General features: G+C 70.8%; 27 protein-coding genes. 15 read left to right on the forward strand and 12 right to left on the reverse strand.

The features are described from left to right. Positions 1-14 precede the first annotated feature (14 nt). From sigK to ACFU8V_RS15080, 4 genes are all read left to right on the forward strand, one after another. Positions 15-617, forward strand: a complete 603-nt coding sequence (gene sigK / locus ACFU8V_RS15065; RefSeq protein ID WP_025104287.1) for an ECF RNA polymerase sigma factor SigK — start codon at positions 15-17, stop codon at positions 615-617. Next, complete coding sequence (locus ACFU8V_RS15070; RefSeq protein ID WP_378872428.1) at positions 614-1,393, forward strand: anti-sigma factor domain-containing protein; 780 nt, start codon at positions 614-616, stop codon at positions 1,391-1,393. The genes sigK and ACFU8V_RS15070 overlap by 4 nt, the downstream gene beginning before the upstream one ends. A gap of 29 nt (positions 1,394-1,422) precedes the next feature. Continuing rightward, entirely contained in the window at positions 1,423-2,052 is a 630-nt protein-coding gene (locus tag ACFU8V_RS15075; RefSeq protein WP_378872431.1) for a DNA-directed RNA polymerase subunit beta, read from the forward strand. Between the two features lie 171 nt (positions 2,053-2,223). Further along, complete coding sequence (locus ACFU8V_RS15080) at positions 2,224-3,108, forward strand: aminodeoxychorismate lyase (protein WP_025104290.1); 885 nt, start codon at positions 2,224-2,226, stop codon at positions 3,106-3,108. A gap of 114 nt (positions 3,109-3,222) precedes the next feature. Here ACFU8V_RS15080 and ACFU8V_RS15085 read toward each other — a convergent pair whose 3' ends face one another. The 8 genes from ACFU8V_RS15085 to ACFU8V_RS15120 all read right to left on the reverse strand — a co-directional run bounded on the left by ACFU8V_RS15085 (position 3,223) and on the right by ACFU8V_RS15120 (position 12,468). Then, positions 3,223-4,035, reverse strand: a complete 813-nt coding sequence (locus tag ACFU8V_RS15085; protein WP_378872434.1) for a DUF559 domain-containing protein — start codon at positions 4,033-4,035, stop codon at positions 3,223-3,225. 225 nt (positions 4,036-4,260) lie between these two features. Next, a complete protein-coding gene (pstB, locus tag ACFU8V_RS15090) occupies positions 4,261-5,040 on the reverse strand; it encodes a phosphate ABC transporter ATP-binding protein PstB (RefSeq protein ID WP_062636281.1) in 780 nt (259 codons plus the stop codon). Between the two features lie 29 nt (positions 5,041-5,069). After that, positions 5,070-6,167, reverse strand: a complete 1,098-nt coding sequence (gene pstA / locus ACFU8V_RS15095) for a phosphate ABC transporter permease PstA (RefSeq protein ID WP_025104292.1) — start codon at positions 6,165-6,167, stop codon at positions 5,070-5,072. A gap of 1 nt (position 6,168) precedes the next feature. Next, positions 6,169-7,152 (reverse strand): phosphate ABC transporter permease subunit PstC, encoded by a 984-nt coding sequence (pstC, locus tag ACFU8V_RS15100; RefSeq protein WP_060923075.1) that lies wholly within the window; start codon positions 7,150-7,152, stop codon positions 6,169-6,171. Positions 7,153-7,258: 106 nt separating this feature from the next. After that, entirely contained in the window at positions 7,259-8,362 is a 1,104-nt protein-coding gene (locus ACFU8V_RS15105; RefSeq protein ID WP_062636284.1) for a phosphate ABC transporter substrate-binding protein PstS, read from the reverse strand. Positions 8,363-8,587: 225 nt separating this feature from the next. Then, a complete protein-coding gene (locus ACFU8V_RS15110; protein ID WP_378872439.1) occupies positions 8,588-9,574 on the reverse strand; it encodes an NUDIX domain-containing protein in 987 nt (328 codons plus the stop codon). Then, entirely contained in the window at positions 9,571-11,739 is a 2,169-nt protein-coding gene (locus ACFU8V_RS15115; RefSeq protein WP_025104296.1) for an RNA degradosome polyphosphate kinase, read from the reverse strand. Before ACFU8V_RS15115 ends, ACFU8V_RS15110 begins: the two co-directional genes overlap by 4 nt. A 45-nt stretch (positions 11,740-11,784) precedes the next feature. After that, positions 11,785-12,468, reverse strand: coding sequence for a response regulator transcription factor (locus tag ACFU8V_RS15120; protein WP_025104297.1), 684 nt, complete (start codon positions 12,466-12,468; stop codon positions 11,785-11,787). A 74-nt stretch (positions 12,469-12,542) separates the two neighbouring features. On the opposite strand from ACFU8V_RS15120, the gene ACFU8V_RS15125 reads away from it, so the two are divergent. From ACFU8V_RS15125 to ACFU8V_RS15135, 3 genes are all read left to right on the forward strand, one after another. Then, positions 12,543-12,833 (forward strand): hypothetical protein, encoded by a 291-nt coding sequence (locus ACFU8V_RS15125; protein ID WP_062636289.1) that lies wholly within the window; start codon positions 12,543-12,545, stop codon positions 12,831-12,833. A 147-nt stretch (positions 12,834-12,980) separates the two neighbouring features. Continuing rightward, complete coding sequence (locus ACFU8V_RS15130) at positions 12,981-13,583, forward strand: FABP family protein (protein ID WP_025104300.1); 603 nt, start codon at positions 12,981-12,983, stop codon at positions 13,581-13,583. A gap of 12 nt (positions 13,584-13,595) precedes the next feature. Then, a complete protein-coding gene (locus ACFU8V_RS15135; RefSeq protein ID WP_378872444.1) occupies positions 13,596-14,711 on the forward strand; it encodes a YgfZ/GcvT domain-containing protein in 1,116 nt (371 codons plus the stop codon). Between the two features lie 15 nt (positions 14,712-14,726). Here ACFU8V_RS15135 and ACFU8V_RS15140 read toward each other — a convergent pair whose 3' ends face one another. Beyond that, complete coding sequence (locus tag ACFU8V_RS15140) at positions 14,727-15,548, reverse strand: class I SAM-dependent methyltransferase (protein WP_315105073.1); 822 nt, start codon at positions 15,546-15,548, stop codon at positions 14,727-14,729. Between the two features lie 59 nt (positions 15,549-15,607). Between ACFU8V_RS15140 and ACFU8V_RS15145 the strand changes: the two genes are divergently transcribed. Further along, positions 15,608-16,357 carry a phosphoglyceromutase gene (locus tag ACFU8V_RS15145; RefSeq protein WP_315105071.1) on the forward strand — a complete coding sequence of 250 codons (750 nt, stop codon included), beginning with the start codon at positions 15,608-15,610 and terminating at the stop codon, positions 16,355-16,357. Positions 16,358-16,436: 79 nt separating this feature from the next. On the opposite strand, the gene phoU is transcribed toward ACFU8V_RS15145, so the two are convergent. Beyond that, positions 16,437-17,135, reverse strand: coding sequence for a phosphate signaling complex protein PhoU (phoU, locus tag ACFU8V_RS15150; RefSeq protein WP_025104304.1), 699 nt, complete (start codon positions 17,133-17,135; stop codon positions 16,437-16,439). A gap of 214 nt (positions 17,136-17,349) precedes the next feature. Between phoU and ACFU8V_RS15155 the strand changes: the two genes are divergently transcribed. Both ACFU8V_RS15155 and ACFU8V_RS15160 read left to right on the forward strand, forming a co-directional pair. Continuing rightward, complete coding sequence (locus ACFU8V_RS15155; protein WP_378872449.1) at positions 17,350-18,573, forward strand: sensor histidine kinase; 1,224 nt, start codon at positions 17,350-17,352, stop codon at positions 18,571-18,573. Continuing rightward, on the forward strand, positions 18,570-19,253 hold the full coding sequence (locus tag ACFU8V_RS15160; RefSeq protein ID WP_378872452.1) for a response regulator: 684 nt from the start codon (positions 18,570-18,572) through the stop codon (positions 19,251-19,253). Before ACFU8V_RS15155 ends, ACFU8V_RS15160 begins: the two co-directional genes overlap by 4 nt. Before the next feature lie 58 nt (positions 19,254-19,311). Here the strand turns inward: ACFU8V_RS15160 and ACFU8V_RS15165 are convergent, their stop codons facing one another. Further along, positions 19,312-19,782 (reverse strand): DNA modification methylase, encoded by a 471-nt coding sequence (locus tag ACFU8V_RS15165; protein ID WP_378872455.1) that lies wholly within the window; start codon positions 19,780-19,782, stop codon positions 19,312-19,314. Between the two features lie 134 nt (positions 19,783-19,916). On the opposite strand from ACFU8V_RS15165, the gene ACFU8V_RS15170 reads away from it, so the two are divergent. The 5 genes from ACFU8V_RS15170 (at position 19,917) to ACFU8V_RS15190 (ending at position 24,785) form a co-directional block, all read left to right on the forward strand. After that, a complete protein-coding gene (locus ACFU8V_RS15170; RefSeq protein WP_025104308.1) occupies positions 19,917-20,399 on the forward strand; it encodes a CarD family transcriptional regulator in 483 nt (160 codons plus the stop codon). A gap of 68 nt (positions 20,400-20,467) precedes the next feature. Next, positions 20,468-21,715, forward strand: coding sequence for a 2-C-methyl-D-erythritol 4-phosphate cytidylyltransferase (gene ispD / locus ACFU8V_RS15175; RefSeq protein WP_378872459.1), 1,248 nt, complete (start codon positions 20,468-20,470; stop codon positions 21,713-21,715). Between the two features lie 9 nt (positions 21,716-21,724). Then, entirely contained in the window at positions 21,725-23,131 is a 1,407-nt protein-coding gene (gene cysS, locus ACFU8V_RS15180; RefSeq protein ID WP_378872462.1) for a cysteine--tRNA ligase, read from the forward strand. Continuing rightward, entirely contained in the window at positions 23,124-24,128 is a 1,005-nt protein-coding gene (rlmB, locus tag ACFU8V_RS15185; RefSeq protein ID WP_378872465.1) for a 23S rRNA (guanosine(2251)-2'-O)-methyltransferase RlmB, read from the forward strand. The genes cysS and rlmB overlap by 8 nt, the downstream gene beginning before the upstream one ends. A 15-nt stretch (positions 24,129-24,143) precedes the next feature. Then, positions 24,144-24,785 carry an NAD(P)-dependent oxidoreductase gene (locus ACFU8V_RS15190; RefSeq protein WP_060921926.1) on the forward strand — a complete coding sequence of 214 codons (642 nt, stop codon included), beginning with the start codon at positions 24,144-24,146 and terminating at the stop codon, positions 24,783-24,785. A 36-nt stretch (positions 24,786-24,821) separates the two neighbouring features. Here the strand turns inward: ACFU8V_RS15190 and ACFU8V_RS15195 are convergent, their stop codons facing one another. Continuing rightward, complete coding sequence (locus ACFU8V_RS15195; RefSeq protein ID WP_378872468.1) at positions 24,822-26,123, reverse strand: DUF4032 domain-containing protein; 1,302 nt, start codon at positions 26,121-26,123, stop codon at positions 24,822-24,824. Positions 26,124-26,233 lie beyond the last annotated feature (110 nt).

Genomic DNA, 26,233 nt, shown 5'->3' on the forward strand with positions numbered 1-26,233 from the left:
GGAGGAGATACGGCATGCTTATGGAGATGGTCATCGATGGGATGGACGTCCCCGAGGACGGGACGGCGCCGCAGGATGCTGTCGCCGACCTCCTCGTCCGCGTCGCCTCCGGTGATCAGGCTGCCTTCGCCACGCTGTACGACTCCCTCTCCTCCCGTGTGTTCGGCCTCATCCTGCGCGTCCTCGTGAACCGCGCGCAGAGCGAGGAAGTGCTGCAGGAGGTGTTCCTCGAGATCTGGCAATCCGCTTCCCGGTTCGCTCCGAACAAGGGACAGGGACGAACCTGGGTGATGACCATCGCGCATCGCCGGGCCGTGGATCGGGTGCGGGCTTCGCAGTCGAGTGCGGACCGGGACGTACGCGCGGGCTTCAAGGACCTCGGCGTCGCGCACGACAGCGTGGCGGAACGGGTGGAGCTGGGGATCGAGGGAGAGCGGGTCGTCGCGGCGCTGTCGGGGCTTCCGGAGGCGCAGCGGGAGGCGCTCGTCCTCGCCTACTACGGCGGTTACAGTCAGAACGAGATCGCGGCGCTCGTGGGAGCACCGCTGGGCACGATCAAGACACGGATGAGAGACGGGCTGACCCGGCTCCGCACGGCGATGGGGGTGACGGCATGAACGAGAAGGACTTCGCGGAACTCGCGGCAGGTGCCGCGCTCCACGCGCTCTCGGCGGACGACGAGCGCCGGTACCGCCGTGCCCTCGCCGAGCACCCGGAGTGGGCGGCGCAGGACGACACCGACGCCCAGACGGGCGCTCTCCTCGCCGACGGCGTGGCCCCGGTAGCTCCGCCCGCCGGTATCCGTGCGGCTCTGCTCGCGCAGATCGCCCAGACTCCGCAGGGCGGCGCCGCGGAATCCTCGTCCGACTCGGGCGAGCCCGACGGACCCGCGGACGAGAGCCCTGCCTCCGGTGCCGCCGCTCCCGCTCCGGCTCGCCGCTGGACCCGGCTCGCTTTCGCGCTCGCCGCATGCCTCGCGCTCCTCGTGGGCGTCGGGATCGGTGCGGTCGCTCTGAACGACCAGCTGAACCGCCCGGCGAGTGTCGTCGCGCTGCAGGAGATCGAATCCGCGGGCGACGCGCAGAAGGCGACGGTCGAGCTCGACGACGGCGCGACGGCGACGGCGCACTGGTCGGGCTCGGTCGGCAAGGCCGTGCTCGTCACGGACGGACTGCCCGAGGTAGCGGACGGCAAGACCTATGAGCTGTGGTTCGTGCGCGGGGAGGATCCCATCGCCGCGGGTGTGTTCGACGTCGACGACGGAGAGGCCACCGCGCTCCTCGAGGGCGAGATGCAGGCGGGCGACGCCATCGCGGTCACGGTCGAGCAGGAGGGCGGATCGCCGTCCGGGCTGCCCACGACCGACCCGGTGATCGTCATCCCGACGGCCTGAGCGTCGGAGGCGGGGCGTACCCTGGAGGGATGCCCGAGCAGCACCACCGCCCCGTGCGTCGTCCGACGAGCGCCTTCGACAACATCGTCGGCGCCCATGATCCCGCCGAGGAGACGCGTGTCGCACACGCCACCGCCTCCGCGCTGCTGACCCGCGTCCGCGAGGACGAGAGCGGGGCGAGCGTCGAGCGGCTGATCGCCTTCACGAGCGAGCACGGCATCGACGAGATCGCGGAGCTGTGGTCGAAGGCGCCGTCGCGCACCCTCCCCGGGTCGCTGTGGCGGCTGTACGTGCTCCAGCTCGCGATCCACGGCGATCCGCGTACCGCGGCCCTGCTCTACGACCGGGGTCGGGTCGAGCTGCCGTCGGCCGACGCCGTGGTCGCCGGGGCGCCCGTGCCGGCGAGCCCGGACGAGCTCGTCGCGCTCATCGACACGATCCTGCGCGGCGCCTTCCGCGGCGACTTCGCCGTGGCGCTGGAGCGGGCGGCGGCGTTCTGCCGCGTCCAGGCCTCGGGGGCGACGCACACCGCCGACGACTACGAGCCCACGGAGCCCGCTCGGGCGAGCGAGCTCACCACGCGGGCGCTGCGGCTGAGCAGCTATGCCCATGACCTCGCGGCGTCGGCGGCCCTGTGGCGCACCGGCGCCCTGGCCTGAGTCCGAGCGGGCGGGACAGCGTCCGGACAGAGAAAGACCGGGCCGCAAGAACGCCTCTCGGCGGAAGGCCGCTCGCAGCGGCGAAAATTGGAGCCCGGGGTTATGCGGCCCGGCCACTCCAGTGTAACGCGAGGACGCGGTGGGTATTCCCGGCGGCCTAGGCTCGGTGACATGACCCGTCGCTTCGCCCTCATGATCGATCCCGTCGCCGCCGACGAGCAGCGTGCCGACTACGCCGACACGTTCACGCAGGTGGACGCCGCGGCCCCCGCCCTCAGTGTCGGCGAGCTGAGCACGCAACGGGGCGACGGCGTGTTCGAGTCCATCGGGGTCGTCGACGGACATGCGCAGGAGGTCGTCCCGCATCTGGAACGCCTTGCGCATTCGGCGCGACTCTGCGACCTCCCGGTGCCGAACCAGGAGCAGTGGCGGCGGGCGATCCAGCAGGCCGCCGCACAGCTCGGGGCGGGGGAGTCGGTCATCAAGCTGATCCTCAGTCGCGGCGTCGAGCACGGGCCGACGCCGACCGCCTGGGTCACGGCGGCTCCGGCGGCGGACTTCGCGGCCGTACGGCGGAACGGTGTCAAGGTCGTCACCCTCGACCGCGGATACGACCTCGGCGCAGCGGAACGGGCGCCCTGGCTGCTGCTCGGCGCCAAGACGCTGTCCTACGCCGTGAACATGGCGGCCCTGCGCGAGGCCAAGCGCCGCGGAGCCGACGACGCGATCTTCCTGTCGAGCGACGGCTTCGTGCTGGAGGCTCCGACGGCCTCCCTCATCCTGCGCTTCGGCGACCGCTTCACGACCCCGGCCCCGAACGGCGGGATCCTGCACGGCACCACGCAGCTCAGCGTCTACGACCACCTTCTCGCGCGGGGCTTCGAGGTGGGGTACGACCGCATCCCCGCCGCCGATCTGACGCGGGCCGACGCCGCATGGCTCGTGTCGAGCGTGCGTCTCGCGACCGCCATCACCGCGATCGACGGCACGCCGGTCGCCGTGGACACCTCCCTCACGGACGACCTCAACGCCTACCTCCTCTCCCCGCGCGACTGAGTCCTCCGGGTCCCCGGGCACGACTTCGGAGATGCCGGACGACACGCCGTGGGCCGCGCCCCGACACCGGCGTGTCGTCGACGATCTCCGAAGCTGTGCCCGGCACAGGCGGGATCAGGGGCGGCGGCGCATGGTCTCGACGATGGCGCGCTCGACGAGGGGCCAATCGTGCAGGACCATCGCGTAGTCGAAGCGGAGCGTGGCGTGGCCCCAGCCGGCGGCGGTCGCATCGCGGACCAGATCGCGGTGGCGGAGAGAGCTCTCCTCGTGGTTGGCGCGTCCGTCCGTCTCGACGATGAGCCAGTCATCGATGAGGAGGTCCACCCGGCCCGTCCCGACCACGCCGACCTGCGTCCGCACGCGCCACCCGTAGCGTCGGATCCTCAGCCGCACCAAGGATTCCAGGCCGCTGTCGGCATCGGCCCGCGAGAAGGCGATGAGGTCGCGCCCCTCGGGCCCGAGCCGGTCACCGAGACGGCGCAGCCCGACCGCATCGATGAGTCCGAGCCGCCGGGCCGACTCCAGAGCGACGAAGAACGCCTCCGCCCCGCGGCAGCCGTAGATCTGCCGGAGTACGAGGGGCACCCCCGGCTGCTCGAAGGCACTGCCCGATGTCGCCGCATCCCAATGCGTCACGCAGTCGCAGTCCTCGTGGGGATACTGATGGCGGTCGTGGTGCATCCAGACGTGCAGAGCCGGCTCGTCGAGCACCCAGATCCCGAGGTGCCGCGCCGCGGACTCGCAGCCGAGGACCCCGCCATGAGCGGCGGCGGTCACGACCTCCCCGCACGCGGCGGCCGTCGCGTAGACCCCGCGCCGGACCCGGATGAGGGCGCCGCCGCGCACCTGACGCTCGATCTGCCGTCGTCCGTACCGGGCGCGGAGCGCGGCATACGGCCACACCTGCGTCCCTGGCCCCGTGCACATCCCGCCATCATTCGCGCCGCCTCGCCCTCTCTGGCCGCGTCACGACTCGGTAGCCCGCCGTCTGTGGACGATGCTCGCCACTCGCGATCCGTGCAGGAGTCACGACCCGTGCGCAGCTTCGGAGATCGAAGGAGACACGCCGGGGCGGGAGGCCAGGCGACGGCGTGTCGCCGAACATCTCCGAAGTTGTGCCCGGGGGTAGGAGGGACGGGGCCGGGGTACGGGTCAGCCGAAACGGCCGGAGACGTAGTCCTCGGTGGCCTGCACGGACGGGGTGGTGAAGATGTTCGTCGTGTCGTCGTACTCGATGAGCTTTCCGGGCTTGCCGGTGCCGGCGATGTTGAAGAACGCGGTCTTGTCGGAGACCCGGCTCGCCTGCTGCATGTTGTGCGTCACGATGACGATCGTGAACTCGTTCTTGAGCTCGCCGATCAGCTCCTCGATCGCGTAGGTCGAGATGGGGTCGAGGGCGGAGCACGGCTCGTCCATCAACAGCACCTCCGGGGAGACGGCGATCGCGCGGGCGATGCAGAGACGCTGCTGCTGGCCGCCCGAGAGCCCGGAGCCCGGACGGTCGAGGCGGTCCTTGACCTCGTTCCACAGGTTCGCGCCGGTGAGCGACTTCTCGACGAGGTCGTCCTGCTCGCTCTTCGACATGCGCTTGTTGTTGAGCTTCACGCCGGCGAGCACGTTCTCCTTGATCGACATCGTGGGGAACGGGTTCGGCCGCTGGAACACCATGCCGACCTGGCGACGCACGAGCACCGGGTCCACGCCGGCACCGTAGAGGTCCTTGCCGTCGAGCAGCACCTCGCCCTCGACGCGGGCGCCGGGGATCACCTCGTGCATGCGGTTCAGGGTGCGGAGGAAGGTGGACTTGCCGCAGCCCGACGGGCCGATGAAGGCCGTGACACTGCGCGGCTGGATGTCGAGGGAGACGCCTTCGACCGCGAGGAAGTTGCCGTAGTAGACGTTGAGGTCGTTGACTTCGATGCTCTTGGACACGTGGATTCCTATTCTGAGTGGTCGGGCGCTCAGCGGCCGTTGACCTTCGGGGCGAACAGCTTCGCGATCAGGCGGGCGAGCAGGTTCAGCACCATGACGATGAGGATGAGGGTGAGGGCGGCGGCCCAGGCGCGCGCGACGGCGGCGTCCGGGCTCGTGCCCTGGTTCATGTACTGGTTGTAGGCGAACACCGGGAGGGTCATCATCTGGCCGTCGAAGATGTTCGTGTTGAGGCTCTGCGTGAAGCCGGCGGTGAGCAGCAGCGGCGCGGTCTCGCCGATCACGCGGGAGATGGCGAGCATGACCGAGGTCATGATGCCGGCGATCGAGGTGGGCAGGACGACCTTGAGGATCGTGAGCCACTTCGGCACGCCCAGGGCGTAGGAGGCCTCGCGCAGCTCGTTCGGGACGATCCGGAGCAGCTCCTCGCTGCCGCGCACCACGACAGGCGTCATCAGCACGGCGAGGGCGAGAGCGCCCATGAAGCCCATGGAGATCCCGGGACGGATCAGGAGGGCGAACACCGCGTAGATGAACAGACCGGCGACGATCGAGGGGATGCCCGTCATCACGTCGACGAAGAACGTGATGGCCTTGGCGATCTTGCCGCGGCCGTACTCGACCAGGTAGATCGAGGTCATCAGACCGACCGGCACGGAGATGATCGTGGCCGTCAGCGTGATGAGGACCGTGCCCCAGATGGCGTGCACGATACCGCCGCCTTCACCGACGACGTTGCGCATCGAGTAGGTGAAGAACTCGGCGTCGAAGCGCTCGAGGCCGTTCGCCACCACGGTCCACAGCAGGGAGATCAGCGGCAGCAGGGCGATGAGGAAGGCTGTGGCGACGAGGGCCGTCATCAGGCGGTCGACGGCCTTGCGACGGCTCTCCGCGATGGAGGAGATCACCGTGATGATCACCATGTAGAGCAGGATGCCGACGACGACGGTGCCCGCGATGTTGAAGTCGGCGAGCGGGGTGTCCGAGCCGGCGGCGGCGACACCGAAGACGGCGGCGGACACGACGAACGAGACGCCGAGGAGGGCCCATGGAGCCCACTTCGGCAGGCGGCCGGAGGTGAGGGCGGTGGTGCTCGCGGCGGGCGGAGCGCTGGTGAGGGCGGTCATGTCAGTTCGCTCCCGAGAACTCGGCGCGGCGGGCGACGATCCAGCGCGCCAGCGCGTTGACCGCGAAGGTCACGACGAAGAGGATGAGGCCGGTCGCGATCAGCGTGTTCACACCGGTGCCGTGCGCCTCCGGGAAGGCGAGGGCGATGTTCGCGGGGATCGGCGTGGGGTTCGTGGCGGTGAGCACGAGGAAGCTGACGACCGCGGAGGGGGAGAGCACCATCGTCACGGCCATCGTCTCGCCGAGCGCGCGGCCGAGGGCCAGCATCGCCGCCGACACCATGCCGCCGCGCGCGAAGGGGAGCACGGCCATGCGGACCATCTCCCAGCGCGTGGAGCCGAGGGCGAGGGCCGCCTCCTCGTGGAGCTTGGGGGTCTGCAGGAAGACCTCGCGGCAGATGGCGGTCATGATCGGGATGCACATCACGGCGAGGACGAGGGCGGCGGTGAGGATGGTCTTGCCCGTCGCGGAGACCTGGCCGCCGAAGAACGGCACCCACGAGGCGTTCTCGTTGAGCCACACGTAGATCGGCTGGAGCATGGGGGCGAGCACGAGGCCGCCCCAGAGGCCGAACACCACGGAGGGCACCGCGGCGAGCAGGTCGATGATGTAGCCGAGGAACGACGCGAGCCGGCGGTGGGCGTAGTGCGAGATGAAGAGCGCGATGCCGATGGCGATCGGGGCGGCGATCAGCAGGGCGATGAACGAGGCCCAGAGGGTGCCGAAGACGAGCGGCCAGACGTACACCCAGAACGACTCGCCCCGGAGGATGTGGTTGTCGGTGGTGTCGAGCTGGAAGGCCGGCAGGCTCTGGATGATGAGGAAGGCGGCGACGAGCGCCAGCACGATCAGGATGATGATGCCGGCGGCCAGCGCGGTGCCGGAGAAGACCCGGTCGCCGAGGCGCTGCTTGGCCTTGATCGGTGTGGGCGGCGCCGGTGTCGGTGCCGGTGCCGTTGTCGGCTCCTGCGCGGTCGTGCTCATGATCTCCCTGTTTCGGGCCGGGTGGAGATGGATCGGGTGCTGACCTGGCGGAGCCCCCGCGCCCGCTCGGGGACGCGGGGGCACCGTCGTCAGTGGATCGGCAGGATCAGCCGACCTGGATGAGGTCGATCGCGGCCTGGACCTGCTCGCGCAGGCCGTCCGAGATCGGGGCGCTGCCGGCGTTCTCGGCGGCGGCGTCCTGGCCCTCGGCGCTCGCGATGTACGTGAAGTACTCCTTCACGAGCTCCGCGACGTTGCTGTCCTCGTACTGCTCGCAGCCGATGAGGTAGCTGACCAGGGCGATCGGGTAGGCGCCGTCCGCAGCAGCGGCAGGGTCGACGTCGAAGACGAGGTCGCCCTCACCACGGCCCTCGGCGAGCGGCGAGCCCTCGACGAGCTTCGCGGCGGCCTCGGCCGAGTAGGAGACGAAGTCCTCGCCGACGCCCACGGCGACCTGGCCGAGGCCGTCCGCCTGGGATGCGTCGAGGAAGCCGATCGCGCCGTTGCCGGCGGTGAGGGCCTGCTTCACGCCCGAGGTGCCCTGAGCGGCCTCGCCGCCCTGGATCGGCCACTCGTCGGAGACCTCGTAGGTCCAGACGTCGGGGGCCGTCGCGCTGAGGTACTTGGCGAAGGTCTCCTGGGTGCCCGAGGGGTCGGAGCGGTGCACGGGGGAGATCGCCAGGTCGGGGAGCTCGACGCCGTCGTTCAGGGCGGCGATGGCCTCGTCGTTCCAGTTGGTGATCGTGCCGGCGAAGATGCCCGCGATCGTGGCGGCGTCGAGGTTCAGCGTGTCGATGCCCTCGAGGTTGAAGGCGACGGCGACGGGGGAGATGTAGAGGGGGACCTCGACGATGTCGTCGGTGGTGCAGGCGCCGAAGCCGCCGGCGGCGATCTCCTCGTCGTTGAACGCGCGGTCCGAGCCGATGAAGTTGCTGCCGCCCTCGAGGAAGTTCTCGCGGCCGGTGCCCGAGCCGGTGGGCTCGTAGTTGACCGTCACATCGGGGTTGGCCGTCTGGAAAGCGGCGACCCAGGCCTCCTGGGCTGCGGTCTGCGAGGACGCGCCGGTCGCGTCGATCGTGCCGGAGAGCGTGGACTCCGAGGGCTCTTCGCTGGAGCCGCCGGCTCCGCCTTCGTTCGCGGCACAGCCGGCGAGGGCGAGAGCGGCGACGGCGCCGATGGCGCCGATTCGTGCGATTCGGGAGATCTTCACTGTGGATCCTTCGATCTTGGAGGGGTGGGGCCCGGTGCAGGGCACACAGTGACGCTAGGGGCGACGGTTAACGAGACTCTCCCGCGCAGGTGAACGGCAGGTGAACGACCGGCGACTCTCTGGAGCCGATCCCCGTCACCGCGCGGCCCCCTCCATTTCGAATCGCCCGATTTGCGCCATCCCCGGCCGAGATGCAGCGAAGTGCGCGATTCGAACGAGGGAGGGTCAGACCCTCGGGGCGTGGGTCTCGATCGAGATGATGCCGGAGCCGGGGTTGGTCGCCGAGACGTGCACCACGGAGAACGCGCCGGTCTCCAGATCGGCGGCGCTGCCGACGTACGAGCCGTGCACCGTGCCGGTCGCGAGGGCGATCTCCGAGAGGAGCGCAGGCAGCACCGGGCCGTGGCTGCAGAGCACGGCGGGCTTGCCGGCGCGGATGCGGCGGCCGACGACGGAGCGGAGATCGGCGACGCCGTCCTCCCAGGCGTCCTGGCTGATCTTCTCGGTGAGGACCGGCTTGCGGTCCAGGGCCTTGGCGAGCGGCGTGACGGTCTGCACGCAGCGCACCGCGTCGCTGGTGACGATCTTGCGCACCCCGAACGCGCGGAGCGGTCCGACGATGGCCTTGGCCTGGCGCTTCCCGCGGTCGGTGAGCGGCCGGGCCGCGTCCGCCTTGTCCCACTCCGAACGGGGAAGGGCCTTCGCGTGCCGGAGGGCGATCACCGGGAAGGTCCGCAGCACGCCGTCGTCGACGAGGGCCGCGAACGCATCGAGGATCTCGAGGTCGACGGGGTAGCTCAGCGCGGCACGGGCCTTCTTCACGCTGACCCACTCGAGCGCGGCGATCTCGCGGTTGGGCACGAAGGTCGAGGCGCGGATCGCGGCATCCGTCGCCTCGGCAGCCCAGTAGTGCACGACCTTCTGCTTGCGGGACGCGAGGTGGTAGCGGCTGATCCCGACCGGCACGCCGAGGGCCACGCGGATGCCGGTCTCCTCGTGCACCTCGCGGACAGCGGTCTCCGCGAGCATCTCGCCCGGGTCGACCTTGCCCTTCGGCAGGGTGACGTCGCGGTACTTCGTGCGGTGGATGAGCAGGATCCGCAGCTTGCCGTCGACCAGACGCCACACGACGGCGCCGGCCGCGTACACGGCCTTGTCCGCCCACTTCGCGTCGGCCGCGGATGGCGGGAGCTGGACCTGCCGCGCCGTCATCGAACCGCCCGCGCCCGACGACGTCGCTGGATCATCCCCATGGTCTTATCCTGCAGGTCGGTGAGCGGCTTGCCGTCGGCATCCACGGCGTGGCGCTCCCACACGCCGTCGCGGCCGAGGTGCCACGACGAGGTCCGGTCGTCCATCGCCAGGTCGAAGAAGGCGGTGAGCTCCTTGAGATGCGCCGGGTCGGTGACCCGCACCAGGGCCTCGACGCGCCGGTCGAGGTTGCGGTGCATCATGTCGGCGCTGCCGATGTACACCTGCGGGTCGCCGTCGTTCTCGAACGTGAAGATGCGCGAGTGCTCGAGGTAGCGGCCGAGGATGCTGCGGACGGTGATGTTGTCGCTGATCCCGTCGAGGTCGGGCCGCAGGCTGCAGATTCCGCGCACCCACACGTCGACCTTCACCCCTGCGGCGCTGGCGCGGTAGAGGGCGTCGATGATCTCCTCGTCGACCATCGAGTTGACCTTGATGCGGATGTGCGCGGGCTTGCCCGACTCGGCGATCCGGCGCTCGGCGTCGATCAGCCGCACGAGGCCCTTGCGGAGGTGGAGCGGGGCGACGAGCAGACGCTTGAACTTCTTCTCGATCGCGTAGCCGCTGAGCTCGTTGAACAGCCGGGTGAGGTCCTTGCCGACCTGGGCATCGGCGGTGAACAGACCGAAGTCCTCGTAGATGCGGCTCGTCTTCGGGTTGTAGTTGCCGGTGCCGACGTGCGAGTAGTGCTGGAGTCTGCCCTCCTCCTCGCGGATCACGAGGGCGAGCTTGCAGTGGGTCTTGAGCCCGACGAGGCCGTACACCACGTGCACGCCGGCCTTCTCGAGCTTGCGCGCCCACACGATGTTGTTGGCCTCGTCGAAGCGGGCCTTCACCTCGACGAGCGCGAGCACCTGCTTGCCGGCCTCGGCGGCGTCGATGAGGGCCTGCACGACGGGGCTGTCGCCGGACGTCCGGTACAGCGTCTGCTTGATGGCGAGCACGTGCGGGTCGCGGGCGGCCTGCTCCAGGAACGCCTGGACACTCGTGGTGAAGGACTCGTACGGGTGGTGCACGAGCACGTCGGACTTCCGGATCGCCTTGAAGATGTCCGCACGGGTGTTGGAGCCCGTCGGCTGGAAGGCCACCGCGGTGGTGGGGAGGTGCGGCGGGTACCGCAGATCGGGGCGATCGATGCGCGACAGATCGAAGAGGCCGCGCAGATCGAGCGGCCCGGGGAGGCGGTAGACCTCCTGGTCGGTGATGTCGAGCTCGCGCACGAGGAGGTCCATCGTGACCTCGTCCATGTCGTCGGTGATCTCGAGCCGGATCGGCGGCCCGAACCGGCGGCGCAGCAGCTCGGCCTCCAGCGCCTGGATGAGGTTCTCGCTCTCGTCCTCCTCGATCTCCACGTCCTCGTTGCGGGTGAGGCGGAACGCGTGGTGGTCGAGCACCTCCATGCCGGGGAACAGGTCGCCGAGGTGGTTGGCGATGAGCTCCTCGAGGCGGAGGAAGCGCTTGATCTCGCCGGTGGACGGCACCTCGACGAAGCGCGGCAGCATGGGCGGCACCTTGAGGCGGGCGAACTCCTGGCGGCCGGTCCGCGCGTTGCGGATGCGGATGGCGAGGTTCAGGGAGAGCCCGGAGATGTAGGGGAACGGGTGCGCCGGGTCGACCGCCAGCGGCATCAGCACCGGGAAGACCTGTGCGCCGAAGTAGTCGGACAGCGCGCTGCGCTCGTCGTCGGTGAGATCCGACCACTCCGTGATCTCGATGCCGGAGTCGGCGAGGGCGGGGCGGACGAGCTTCGTCCAGGCGTCCGCGTGGCGGAGCTGGAGGGCGTGCGCCTCGCGCGAGATATCGGCGAGGGCGTCGACGGGGGAGCGTCCGATGTTGGTGGGCACGGCGAGACCGGTCATGATGCGCCGCTTGAGACCGGCCACGCGCACCATGAAGAACTCGTCGAGGTTGCTGGCGAAGATGGCCAGGAAGTTCGCCCGCTCCAGCTCCGGCAGCGACGGGTCCTCCGCGAGTTCGAGCACCCGCTGGTTGAACGCGAGCCAGCTCAGCTCGCGGTCCAGGTAGCGATGGTCGGGGAGCTGCGAGTCCGGCGCCTCGACGGCGTCGTCGAAGTCGTCGTCTTCGGCGTCACCGAGTCCGGCGTCGGCGAGTGCGGGATCGATCATGGGGTACATCTAAGCACCGGCAGGTGTCGGGCGTGTGAACGGCGGTCAGCGCGAGCCGACCAGGCTGTCGTCCTCGTAGACGTTGAAGCGGTACCCGACGTTGCGCACGGTGCCGATGATCTGCTCCTGATCGCCGAGCTTGGCGCGGAGCCGTCGCACGTGCACGTCGACGGTCCTGGTGCCGCCGAAGTAGTCGTACCCCCACACCTCGCTGAGCAGCTGCTCGCGGGTGAACACCCGGGACGGGTGGGTGGCGAGGAAGTGCAGGAGCTGGAACTCCTTGTAGGTGAGGTCCAGCGGCCGCCCGTGGAGCTTGGCCGAGTAGGACTGCTCGTCGATCGTGACGCCGGAGGCCTGCACGCGCGCCGGTTCGGCGACCTCGTCCCGTCGCGCGAGCGCCAGACGCACGCGTGCGTCGATCTCCGCGGGACCGGCCGTCGCCAGCAGGACGTCGTCGATGCCCCACTCGCCCGACAGTGCGCTCATGCCGCCCTCGGTCACCACGAGCAGGAGCGGCGCGTCCTGTCCGGTGGCCCGCAGCAGTCGGCACAGCGACTTCGCCCCGACGAGGTCGTGGCGGCCGTCGACGATCACGATGTCGTACTCCGGGGCATTGATCAGCTGCGCCGGCTCCGCCGGGATCTGCCGCGTGCGATGGCTCAGCAGCTCGAGGGCGGGCAGCACCTGCTCCGAGAGCGGAGCATTGGTCAGAACCAGCACCAGGGCCACGCGCACTCCTCACCGGCGGGGGGATCGACGCCGTGCCGCCATGATAGCGGCCACCGATGCGCAAGAATGGAGACATGTCAGAACCGGCACTCGCGCCCCGCAACGCCTTCACCGGCGTCATCGCGGTCTGGGCGACCGCGTTCGTCGGCAGCATCGTCATCGGGATCTTCGCTCCGGAGGAGTGGCGCATCCCCTGGATGCTGGTCGGCTTCGGGGCGGTGGTGCTGCTGTCCTTCGCCGTGCAGCTCTGGTACGGGCGCACGCAGGGCTTCATCTTCCGCGTCGCGAGCAGCGTGACCGGTGCGCTGCTGCTGATGGGGATCATCTCGGTCGGCTTCGGCCTGGCCGCCCTCATCCCCTCCTGACCCGGATCGCCGGGGGTAAGGTGGAGGTCATGGACATCATGGCGCTCGAAATCTCCTTCATCGGCCTGCTCGGCCTGGCGAGCCTCGCGATCGTTTTCGTGTCGGCCGTGGTGCTGCGCAACCTCTTCCGCGGCCAGCGCTGACGACATGATCGAACTCCCCACCGACCTTCCCGCCGACCTCGCCCCGCTGGCGTGGCTGATCGGCGTGTGGGAGGGGTCCGGGGTGATCGACTACCCGGTCGGCGAGGAGCGTCTGCAGGGCGAGTTCACGCATCGCGTCAGCTTCAGCCACGACGGGGGACCGTTCCTCAACTACGCGGCCACGGCGACCTTCGTCGGTGACGAGGGTGCGCCCGCCGTCCCGCTGACCGCCGAGTCCGGTTTCTGGCGTCTGGCGCGTCCGGCCGCGGCGACCGACGCGGGACCGGCGCTGCTGCCGCCGACGGCGACCCCCGTCACCCGCACGGTCGACGACGTGGAGGCGCTGCGGTCGGACAACGGCGCGTTCCCGCTCGAGGTGTCGCTGGCGCGCTCGGACGGCATGCTCGAGTACTACCTCGGCGAGATCAACGGACCGCGGGTCGACCTCGCGTCGGACGCGATCGTGCGCGGCGCCGGTGCCAAGGACTACGGCTCCGCCTCGCGGATGTACGGACTCGTCGACGGGCACCTGCTGTGGGCGTGGGACATCGCCGCCCTCGGCACACCTCTGCGGGCGCACGCCTCGGCGCGTCTCGCTCGCGTCTGAACGGAGCACACGGTGAGCACCAGCGTCTTCGACGGCGTCCCCGGCGCGACAGCGGGGGAGCGCGGGATCGCCCACTTCGGTGATCCGTTCCGGGAGCAGCGCCGCCTCGCGGCCGGAACGGCGATCGCGCCCCTCGACGACCGGACGGTCATCGAGGTGTCCGGCCCCGAACGCCTCCCCTGGCTCGACTCCATCACGTCGCAGGCGGTGGGTCGCCTGCGCGCGGGGGAGAGCACCGAGCTCCTCGTCCTCGATCCGCAGGGACGGGTGGAGCACGCGGCCGGCGTCCTCGACGACGGCACCTCGACCTGGCTCCTGGCGGATGCCGGCGATGCCGAGGGGCTCGCGACGTGGCTGACGCGGATGAAGTTCCGCACCCAGGCCACGGTCGAGCTGCGCCCCGACCTCGCGCTGCTCGGCTTCGTCGACGGCGGACCCGCGGCCGAGCGCGTGCGCGGCCTCGACGACGCGCGGATCTGGGTCGACCCGTGGCAGCAGGTCTCCGTCGGCGGCCATCAGTATGCGGACGTGGCCGCGCACCCCGGGGCCGACCTCGCCTGGCGGGTCGGCATCGTGCCCGAGACGGCGGCGCGGGCGCTCGCCGCGGTGCTCGAGCGGGAGGACGCCGCCGGTCTCCTCGCCGCCGAAGCTCTGCGCATCGCCGCCTGGCGTCCGCGGTGGGCGGCCGAGGTGGACGAGCGATCGCTGCCGCACGAGTCGGACTGGCTCCGCAGCGCCGTGCACCTGAACAAGGGCTGCTACCGCGGGCAGGAGACCGTCGCGAAGGTGCACAACCTCGGTCATCCACCGCGGCGGCTCGCACTGCTCCAGCTCGACGGCAGCGACGCCGTGCTGCCGGAACCCGGAGCCTCCGTGTTCGCGGGCGATGACGAGGTCGGGCACATCACCTCCTCCGCGCGGCATCATGAGGACGGGCCGATCGCCCTCGCCCTCCTGTCTCGTCGGGCCCCGATCGGCGATCTCGTCGTCCGGGCCGAGGGGATCGACATCGCCGCGTCCCAGCAGATCATCGTCCCGGCCGACGCCGGCGCCACCGCGGACATCCCGCGCCTGACGCGGCTGTCCCGCCGACCCACGGCGCCCGATCCCCGCGACGCCGGGGTCTGAGACACCGGACCCTGGTCAGGCCGGTGCCACGGCGTCCCACGGCAGGGTGAGCTCGCCCAGTCGCCAGCGGCTCCGCCCGCCCTGCACAGGCCAGCCCTGCGCGCGCAGCGCGGTCACCGCGGCGAGGAAGCGCTGCGTGGCCCCGAAGGTCGACAGGGGAGCGGCGCGCTCCCACTCCCGGTCCAGGTCGACGAGCAGCGCATGGATGCGCTCGCCGGGCACGTTGCGGTGGATGAGGGCCTTGGGCAGCCGCTCCGCCACGATGCTCGGGACCTCGAGCCCGCGGAGGCGGAGGGAGACGGTGAAGCGGAGCGGCGTGCCGCCGGGATCGACATCGACCCAGCTCGCCACGCGCCCGATCTCGTCGCAGGTGCCCTCCACCAGGAGCCCGTCCGGCGCGAGGCGGTGCGCCATCGTCCGCCAGGCGGCGGCGACCTCGGCCTCGTCATACTGCCGCAGGACGTTCATCGCCCGGATGACGGCGGGGCGCCGACCGCCGGGGAGCGGTACCTCGAACCCGCCGCGGGCGAAGGAGACGCGGAGGTCGGCGGGAAAGGGCGTGCGGCCGGCCCGGACCTCGGCGAGCTGCTGCTCCGCGGTGGCCACCCGGTCCGGGTCGAGCTCCAGACCGCGCACCTCCGCGTCCGGCCGCACGCGTCGCAGTCGGGCGGCCAGCTCGAACGCGGTCACCCCGCTCGCCCCGAAACCGAGGTCGACGACGAGGGGGTCGGCCGCGCGTCGGAAGGCGGGGGAGGCGGCGATCCACCGGTCGTTCCGACGCAGCCGGTTCGTCCCTGTCGTGCCGCGGGTCGGCCGACCGAGGGGAGATGACGCCATGCGTCCATCCTCCCTCCTCCGCCGCTGTGCCCGCTCCGCGCCCCGGATAAACTGGCGACATGACTGCGAAGCGCACCCTGATCCTGCTCCGCCACGGCCAGAGCGAGTGGAACGAACTGAACCTCTTCACCGGCTGGGTGGACGTCCGCCTGACCGCGCAGGGCAAGAACGAGGCCCGTCGCGGCGGTGAGCTGCTCGCCGAGTCCGGCATCCTGCCCGACGTCCTGCACACGTCCCTGCTGAGCCGGGCGATCCAGACCGCCGACATCGCGCTGGACGCCGCCGACCGGCTGTGGATCCCGGTGAAGCGCTCCTGGCGGCTCAACGAGCGCCACTACGGGGCGCTGCAGGGCAAGGACAAGGCGCAGACGCTCGAGGAGTTCGGTCCGGAGCAGTTCCAGCTGTGGCGCCGCTCGTTCGATGTGCCGCCGCCCCCGCTGGACGACGCGAGCGAGTTCAGCCAGGTGGGCGACGCCCGCTACGAGGGCATCGACGGCGAGGTGCCGCGCACGGAGTCGCTCAAGCTCGTCATCGACCGCCTCCTGCCGTACTGGGACGCGGAGATCGTCCCCGATCTGGAAGCCGGCAAGACCGTCCTCGTGACCGCGCACGGCAACTCGCTGCGCGGCCTCGTCAAGCACCTCGAGGGCATCAGCGACGACGACATCGCCGGCCTGAACATCCCGACCGGCATTCCGCTGGTGTACGAGCTCGACGAGAACAACGCGCCGACCGGTCCCGGCCGGTACCTCGACCCGGAGGCCGCCGCCGCCGGTGCCGCGGCCGTGGCCGCCCAGGGCAAGAAGTAACCGAGCCCCCGGTTTCGCGTCGAGACCCCCTGCCGCAGGCGACTGCAGCAGGGGGTCTCGGCGATGAGGCGGGGTCTCGTCAGGCGTGGCCGAGTTGCTCCTGCTGCTCCACCGCGAGGGCGATGTCCTCCTCCTCGACGTGCCAGTCGCCCGTCGCGAGGTAGACGACCTTCTTGGCGACGGCGACCGCGTGGTCCGCGAACCGCTCGTGGTAGCGGCTGGCGAGCGTCGCGTCGACCGTGGCGACGGCCTCGCCCTTCCAGTTGTCGCTCAGCACCTTCTCGAAGACGCTGGCGTGCAGTTCGTCGACGTCGTCATCGGCGTTGCGGATCGCGTCGGCGAACTTCAGATCCTGGGTGCGGAGGAGCTCCGTGAGCGTGCGGGAGATCTCCACGTCCAGCTCGCCCATCTTCACGAACGTGCCCTTCAGGCCCTTCGGGATCGCGCGCTCCGGGAAGCGCAGGCGGGCGAGCTGGGCGATGTGCTCGGACATGTCGCCCATCCGCTCCAGGGACGCGCTGACGCGGAGCGCCGTGACGACGATCCGGAGGTCGCGCGCGACCGGCTGCTGTCGGGCGAGGATCTCGATGGCCTGCTCGTCCAGCGCGACGGCGAGCTCGTCGATCTTCGCGTCGTCGGCGATGACCTCCTCGGCCAGCGCGACGTCGCTCGTGGCGAACGCGCGGGTCGCCTTGTCGATGGAGACCGTGACGAGCTCGGCGATCTCGACGAGGCGGGACTGCAGGTCCTCGAGGGACTGGTGGAAGACTTCGCGCATGGTGGGCGCAACCTTTCATTCGGATCCCGGCTGACGGTCCAGCGCGGGGCGGCGGGGCGTCCGCGGGGAGGGCACTGCGCGCGCGCAGGCCTGAAGCGATTGTCTGCTCCGAAGGTTAACGAACGGTGCCCAGCGAGTGAATAGTACGTCTCCGCTCCCCGGGATGGCGCGGAAACCCGCCGGATCGACGGTGAACGCGCTCTACGCTGGAGTCATGACCCTGCCGCAGCTCGCGCTGTCCTCCCTCGCCATCGGGTTGGCGATCGGGGTGGGCCTCTCGCTCCTCGTCGTCTGGGCGTATCGGGCGCGGGCGCGGGCGGAGGAGGAGACGTCGATGGCGATCCCGCCCGGGATCACCGACGTGCTGCGCAGCATGGACGACGCCGCGTGCGTGGTCGACGTCTCCGGCCTCGTGCTCGCCACGTCGAAAGCCGCCGCACGGTTCGGGATCGAGGTCGGATCGACTCTCGAGAACCCGGAGCTCCGGCAGCTCGTGCGGGGCGTCCGCTCGACGGGGGAGACGGCGACCGAATCGCTGCGCATCACCCGCGGCGGTCTCAGCCTCGACCCCCGCCTCGTGTCGGCCAGGGCGAGCGCCATCGGCACGCGCCTCGTGCTCCTCATCATCCGCGACGTGACCGAGCAGGAGCGCCTCGACCAGATGCGCCGTGACTTCGTGGCCAACACGAGCCACGAGCTCAAGACGCCCGTCGGTGCCGTGAGCCTGCTCGCCGAGGCCATCGAGTCCGCCGCCGACGACCCCGCCCAGGTGCGGGCGTTCGCGTCGCGGATCTCGGCGGAGGCCGGCCGTCTCGGTCAGCTCACCGGACGCATCATGAGTCTGTCCCGGCTGCAGGCGGAGGACGGGCTGACCGAGGTCGCCCCGGTCTCGATCGACGAGGTCGTCGCCTCCTCGATCGAAGCCCACGTCGTGCAGGCCGACTCCGCCGGTGTGGAGCTCGCCCGCGGTGGAGACCGCGGCGTCTGGGTCCGCGGCGACGCGCAGATCCTCATCGAGGCCGTCGGCAACCTCATCGCCAACGCCATCGTCTACTCGCCCCGCGGCTCCCGGGTGGGCGTCGGGGTGAAGGCCGACGACGACGTCGTGGAGATCGCCGTCTCCGACCAGGGCATCGGGATCGCGGAGGCCGACCGCGAGCGCATCTTCGAGCGGTTCTATCGCGCGGACGAGGCCCGCTCCCGGCGCACCGGCGGCACCGGCCTCGGGCTGTCCATCGTCAAGCACGCCACCCAGCGGCACGGAGGAGAGGTACGGCTGTGGTCGCGCCCGGGCCGCGGGTCCACGTTCACCATCCGCCTGCCCCGGATCGACGCCCCCGCGAACACCGGGCAGGGCAAGAAGAGCAAGAAGAAGCGCGCGCGCAAGGCCGTCCCCGCCACCGGGGCGACGCGCGTCCGAAACGGAGAGACCGCATGACCCGCATCCTTCTCGTCGAAGACGAGCCCGACCTCGCCGACCCGCTCGCCTACCTGCTGCGCCGCGAGGGCTACGAGGTGGAGATCGCCGAGGATGGCCCCGGAGCGCTGACGGCGTTCCGGGAGCGCGGTGCCGACATCGTGCTGCTCGACCTCATGCTGCCCGGCATGCCGGGGACCGAGGTGTGCCGTCAGATCCGGTCCACGTCGGCCGTGCCCATCATCATGCTCACGGCGAAGGACTCCGAGGTCGACATCGTCGTGGGGCTCGAGCTCGGCGCGGACGATTACATCACCAAGCCGTACTCGTCGCGGGAGCTGCTCGCCCGGATGCGGGCGGTGCTGCGGCGGGTGGTGCAGGTGGAGGCCGAGCTCGACGAGCGGGTGCTCGAAGGCGGGCGCGTCTCGCTCGACATCGATCGGCACACGGTGGCGGTGGCCGGCGAGCAGATCAACATGCCGCTGAAGGAGTTCGAACTGCTGGAGGTGCTGATGCGCAACTCCGGCCGGGTGCTCACGCGTGGCCAGCTCATCGACCGGGTGTGGGGGAGCGACTACTTCGGCGACACCAAGACGCTCGACGTGCACATCAAGCGCATCCGCTCGCGGATCGAGGAGAACCCCAGCGAACCGGTGATGCTGGTGACCGTCCGCGGCCTGGGGTATCGCTTCGAGGGGTGACCGCACACAAGAGAGGCCGGCACCCGTGGGTGCCGGCCTCTCGCGTCTGTCTGCGGACTCAGTCCTGCGGAGCGAGGTCCGAGTAGTACGGCAGGGTGCCGTCGAGGACGGGCACCTGCGTGGTCACACCCGCGGAGTCGCCGGACTGGAAGTGCATCGCGACGGTGGCGCCGGGCATGGTGTCGAGGCCGACGATCTCCACCGGCTCCTGGTCGGCGCCGAGGCTGACCGATCCGCCGGCGGGCACGGTGATCATGAACGGCTCGCCGCCCTCGAGGGAGACCGTCAGGGTGGCGCGGTCCTGCGTCGGGTTGACGACCGCGCCCACGAAGTTCCCGGCCGTGCCGTCTTCGTTCGCGATGATGAGGGCGTTCCGGACGGCGATGGGGCCGTCCTCGTCCGACACGTTCACGCCGTCGGAGGCGGCGTACTCGGTCTTCGTCGCCTGCGGCGTGATGAACGTGCACCCGGTCGCGCCGAGCAGAACGACGGCGCTGATGGCGGCAGACGCGACAAGGCGCGATTTCACGGGTCCTCCTGAGGTCCGACGGGATATCCCTCCCCATTCTATGGGTAAGTCGAGGAGCCGCTGGGAACAGGAAGCGCGAACCTTAGCGCATATCCCCTGTGGTATCCTTGAGGTTGCCGAAAGGACATGTTTTTATGCTTTTTGAGGTTGGCGAGACCGTCGTCTATCCGCACCATGGCGCTGCGACCATCATCGAGGTCAAGGAACGCGTCATCAAGGGCGAGACGAAGAAATACCTGAAGCTCAACGTCACGCAGGGCGATCTCATCATCGAGGTCCCGGCCGAGAACGTCGACCTCGTCGGCGTCCGCGACGTGATCGGCAAGGAGGGCCTCGACCACGTGTTCGAGGTGCTGCGCGCGCCGTTCACCGAGGAGCCCACCAACTGGTCGCGCCGGTACAAGGCGAACCTGGAGAAGCTCGCGTCCGGCGATGTCATCAAGGTGAGCGAGGTCGTGCGCGACCTCTGGCGCCGCGACCAGGACCGCGGCCTGTCCGCGGGTGAGAAGCGGATGCTGGCCAAGGCCCGGCAGATCCTCATCTCGGAGCTGGCCCTGGCCGAGAAGATCGACGAGGACAAGGCGGGCGCACTGCTCGACGAGGTCCTCGCGTCCTGAGACGTCCTTCACGGAAGGCGGGTGCTGCGGCACCCGCCTTCCGTCGTCTCCGCCGGTAACGTGAAGCTGTGAGCATCCTCCCCGTCCCGCATACCGCGATCATCGTCGTCGCCGCCGGCTCCGGCACCCGTCTCGAGGCCGGAGCGCCCAAGGCGTTCGTCGGCATCGACGGCCGCACCATCCTGCGGCACGCCCTCGACGGCGTCTTCGCGGCGGCGCCCTTGCAGGTCGTGGTCGTCGCGCCCGCAGGCTACGAAGGCGACGCGGAGACGGAGCTGCGGGAGGCCGCCGGCGATCGTGCCGACCTGGGCCGCGTGGTCACCGGAGGGGCGACGCGGCAGGAGTCGGTCGCCGCGGGGCTCGCCGCCCTGTGGGGGGACGTCACGACGGTGCTCGTGCACGACGCGGCGCGCGCCCTCACGCCGCCCGGCGTCATCGACGCGGTGGCGGCGGCCGTGGTCGCCGATGCCGGTGCGGTGCCGAGCCTGCCTGTCGTGGACACGCTCAAGCGCGTCGCGGACGGTCTCGTCGTCGGTGCCGTGGATCGTGCGGAGCTCGCGGCCGCGCAGACTCCGCAGGGCTTCCCGCGCGCGCTGCTGGAAGCGGCGTACGCGGAGGCGACCGCCCGGGGTGCCGAGTACACCGACGACGCCGCGCTCTTCGCCGCGGCCGGGAACACCGTGCGCCTGGTGCCGGGTTCCGAGCGTTCGTTCAAGATCACCACTCCCGCCGACCTGGAGCGCGCCCGCCTCCTCGTCGCGACGTCGTCGGGATCGCCCGCCTCGGCGCCGCGGCCGTCGACTCCCGTCGGGGGCGCACCCCGTGTGGGCATCGGCACGGACGTGCACGCCTTCGGTGGCGACGGGCCGCTGTGGCTGGCCGGGCTGGAATGGCCGGGGGAGCCCGCGCTCTCCGGGCATTCGGACGGGGACGCGGTCGCCCACGCGATCGTCGACGCCCTGCTCGGCGCCGCCGGGCTCGGCGACATCGGCGAGCACTTCGGCACCGCTCACCCGGAGTATGCGGGGGCGCACGCCGATGTCTTCCTCTCCCGCACCGCGGAGCTCCTGGCGGAGGCGGGCTTCGCGATCGGCAACGTGTCGGTGCAGTTCCAGGGCAACCGCCCGCGCTTCAGCGGACGACGCGGGGAGGCCGAGGCTGCTCTGTCGGCGGCGCTCGGGGGCGCTCCGGTGGCCGTGACGGCCACGACGACCGACGGCCTCGGCTTCCCGGGACGGGGCGAGGGGATCGCGGTCACGGCCGTCGCGGTCGTCATCCCGCGACCGGAGCGGAGTCTCTCAGCGCCCGCCGAGTAGGCTTGAGCGGTGACTCTCCGCCTCTACGACACCCGCGCACAGCTGCTGCGCGACTTCGTGCCTCTCGATCCCGAGAACATCACGATGTACGTGTGCGGACCCACCGTGCAGTCCGGCCCGCACATCGGCCACGTCCGCGCGGCCCTGAGCTTCGATCTCCTGCGCCGCTGGCTGACGCACCGCCACGGCCGCGTGACCTTCGTGCGCAACGTCACCGACATCGACGACAAGGTGCTCGCCAACGCCACGGACGCCGAGCCGTGGTGGGCGCTCGCCTACCGGATGGAGCAGGAGTTCGCCGCGGCCTACGCCGGCATCGGCATCCTGCCGCCCACGTACGAGCCGCGGGCGACGGCCTCCGTCCCGCAGATGCAGGAGCTCATCGCGCTGCTCATCGACCGGGGCCACGCGTATCCCGCTCCCGACGGGTCGGGCGACGTGTACTTCGATGTGCGCTCCTGGCCGTCCTACGGCGATCTCACCCATCAGTCGGTGGACGCGATGGAGGCGGCGCAGGACGCCGACCCGCGGGGCAAGCGCAACCCCCAGGACTTCGCCCTGTGGAAGGGGGCCAAGCCCGACGAGCCCGCCGATGCGACCTGGGCGTCGCCGTGGGGGCCGGGGCGTCCGGGCTGGCACATCGAGTGCTCGGCCATGGCGAAGCGGTACCTCGGCGCGGAGTTCGACATCCACGGCGGCGGCCTCGACCTGCGGTTCCCTCATCACGAGAACGAGCTCGCGCAGTCGACGGCCGCGGGTGACGGCTTCGCCCGCTACTGGGTGCACAACGGCCTCGTGACCGTCGACGGCCAGAAGATGTCGAAATCCCTCGGCAACTTCACCCTCGCGCGGGACGTGCTCGCGGAGCGGGATCCGCTGGTCGTGCGCTACGCTCTCGCCGCCGCGCACTACCGGTCGAGCCTCGATCTCTCGGAATCGTCCTGGGCGGAGGCGGACGCGGCGCTCGGCCGTATCCGCTCCTTCCTCGATCGCGCATTCCGCGCGGCCGGCGAGGAGATCGGTGCCGAGGACGCACGGAGCCTGCCCGACGCCTTCGTCGAGGCGATGGACGACGACCTCGGCGTGCCGCAGGCGCTGGCCGTCGTGCACGAGAGCGTGCGGGGCGGGAACTCGGCGCTGGACGCGGGCGACACCGGCACGGCCCTGGACGCGGCGCGGGCGGTGCTCGCCATGACCGGGATCCTCGGTCTGGACCCGCGCACGGGATCGGGCGCCGCCGGGGGCGCGCAGGCAGCGGCGCTGGACGCGCTGGTGCAGGAGATGATCGCGCAGCGCGCCACCGCGCGCGCGGAGAAGGACTGGGCGGCGGCGGATCGCATCCGTGACGCGATCGCCGCCGCAGGAATCACGCTGGAGGACACTCCGGCCGGAACTCATTGGAGTATCGATGGCTAAGCCAGGGCGCCCCGGCGCGAGCAAGGGAAACAAGAAGGGCCCGACCAAGGGCACCGGCGGTCTCGGGCGCAAGGCGCTCGAGGGGCGTGGCCCCACGCCGAAGGCGGAGGACCGCGCGTGGCACCCCGCCGGTAAGCGCAAGGCCGCGGCCGAGCGCTACGCGGCTGCGGGCGGAAAGGGCAAGCCCGGTGGGCGCCCCGCGTCCGGAGGCAATCCGAACCGCAGCGCCCGGTCGAAGGACAACACCACCGACACCGAGACGGTCACCGGCCGCAACTCCGTGCTCGAGGCGCTGCGCGCGAAGATCCCGGCGACGGCGATGTACATCGCGCAGCGCGTCGAGATGGACGACCGCGTCAAGGAGATGCTGTCGATCGCGACCCACCGCGACATCCCGGTGCTCGAGGTCACCCGCCAGGAGCTCGACCGCATGGCCGGCTTCGACGGCGTGCACCAGGGCGTCGCCCTCAAGGTGCCGCCGTACGAGTACGCGCACCCGCAGGACCTCCTGGAGCAGGTCATCGACCGTGGCGAGACGCCGCTGTTCGTCGCCCTCGACGGCATCACGGACCCGCGCAACCTCGGTGCGATCATCCGCTCGACGGCGGCGTTCGGCGGCCACGGCATCATCCTGCCGCAGCGCCGTTCCGCCGGTGTGAACTCCGCGGCGTGGAAGACGAGTGCGGGCGCGGCGGCGCGCATCCCGGTCGCCCTGGCGTCGAACCTCACCACGCAGCTCAAGGAGTTCAAGAAGCGGGGCGTGTTCGTGCTCGGACTCGACGGTGACGGCGACGTCTCGCTGCCCGCGCTGGAGCTGGCGGACCGTCCCGTCGTCATCGTCGTGGGCTCGGAGGGCAAGGGCCTGTCCCGCCTCGTGACCGAGACCTGCGACCAGATCGTCTCCATCCCCATCTCCGCGGCGACCGAGTCGCTGAACGCCGGCATCGCGGCCTCGGTCGCGCTGTACCAGGTCGCGACCGTCCGCGCCGCGGACTGACCGAGAGGAACACGCATGGCCCGCATCATCGTCCTGGGAGGAACCGGCTACGCCGGGCGCCACATCGTCGCGGAGGCGGTGAGCCGCGATCACGCGGTCGTCGCCATCTCGCGCTCGACCCCCGCGGATCCGGTCGCGGGTGCGGCGTACGTGCAGGGGTCCGCGCTCGACCCCGCGACGCTGACCGAGGCGTTCGCGGGTGCCGATGCCGTGGTCTCCGCGCTCTCGCCGCGCGGTGACATGGAGGACCGTGTCCTCGAGGCGCTGACGAACGTGGTCGCGCTGCTCGACGGCACCGAGACCCGGCTCGGGGTCGTGGGCGGCGCGGGCGGCAGCCTCGTCGCGCCCGGTGGCCCCCGACTGTTCGATCAGGGGTTCCCCGAGGAGTACAAGCACGAGGCGCAGGTCGGCATCGACTCGCTCGCGCTCCTGGAGCGCACCGCGGAGAGCCTGGACTGGTTCTTCGTGCACCCTGCCGAGGTCTTCGGGCCGTGGGCCGAGGGGGAGCGCACCGGACACTACCGGGACGGCGGTGACGTCCTCGTCCGCGACGAGGACGGGAAGTCGTACATCTCCGGGGCGGACTTCGCCGTCGCGATCGTCGACGAGATCGAGCAGGGCAACCACCACCGCGAGCGGTTCACGGTCGGCTACTGACGCCGTCCGGCGCGGCGCCGACCGGCGGGCACGGTCTCAGACGAGGTCGCGCCAGTTCACCTCGTCGTCGTCGCCGAGCGCGAGCGTGCCGGTGACGACGGGGAGGCCCATCGTCTCGGTCGGCGGCCCCATGATGGTGGCCTCGTCGCGCCGGTGGCGGAGCACATCGTTGATGTAGCTCGTCAGCACCTCCGCGAGGGCGACAGAGCGTCCCTGCGCCTGCGACAGGTACCAGCGGTGCTCGAGCACCTGGTGGAACACCTCGGCCGGCTCCAGCTTGGCGCGCAGGTCGTACGGGATCGCGCGGACGACGGGCTCGAAGACGCGCGTGAGCCACTCGTGCGCGTACATCTCCTCGTCCGCCCACTGCTTGGTGGAGCGGGCACGGAACTCGTCGAGGTCGTTGAGGAGCCGCCGGGCCTGGTTCTCCTCGACGTCGAGACCGGTGAGGCGGATGAGTCGGCGCTGGTGGTGCCCGGCATCGACGACCTTGGGCTGGATCTCCACGACCGTGCCGTCGGCGGTCGTCGACATCGACATCTCGTCGATGTCGAAGCCGAGGGCGTTGAGCCGCTCGACACGTTCCGTGATGCGCCACGTCTCGGCGGCGGAGAAGGACTCCTGCGCGGTGAGCTCGGCCCAGAGGGAGCGGTAGGACGACACGATGCCGTCCGCGATGGCGACGGCGTCGACCCCATGCTCCAGGCGGCCGCCCGCGGCGAGGTCCATGATCTCCCCCGCGATGTTCGTGCGCGCGAGGTCCAGGTCGTAGGCGCGCTGACCGTCGGTGAGGCCCTCTTCGTGCAGCTCGCCGGTCTCCGCGTCGACGAGGTACGCCGCGAACGCCCCGGCATCCCGGCGGAACAGCGTGTTCGAGAGCGAGACGTCTCCCCAGTAGAAGCCCACGTTGTGCAGACGCACGAGCAGCAGGGCGAGCGCGTCGACGAGGCGCGTGGCCGTGTCCGGGCGGAGCACCCGGGTGAAGAGGGCCCGGTATGGCATCGAGAAGCGCAGATGTGAGGTGACCAGGGCCGCGGGGAGCGGCGCCCCCGACGAGTCGGTGCGCCCCGCGATCACCGCGACGCGCTCCACGCACGGCACGTCGAGTCGCGACAGGTTGCCGAGCATCTCGTACTCCCGGCGCGCCATCTCGGTCGTCGTCTCCTTCACCGCCACCACGCGCCCGGAGAGATCCGCGAAGCGCACGAGGTGGCGGGAGAGGCCCTTGGGCAGCGAGACGATGTGCTCGGAGGGCCACTTCTCCAGAGGCGTCGACCAGGGCAGAGCGAGCAGACCGGGGTCGACCGTCTTGGCGGTGATCCGGAGGGATTCCTGCATGGGGGCTCCTGAGGGTGCCGGGGAAACGACGCGGCGCGCTCCTCCTTGCCGACGCCGGCGATCTTGAGCGCGAAGCCCATGTTCTCCGCGACGGTCATGTGCGGGTACAG

It is taken from the genome of Microbacterium sp. NPDC057658, assembly GCF_042799975.1.
GTDB lineage: Bacteria > Actinomycetota > Actinomycetes > Actinomycetales > Microbacteriaceae > Microbacterium.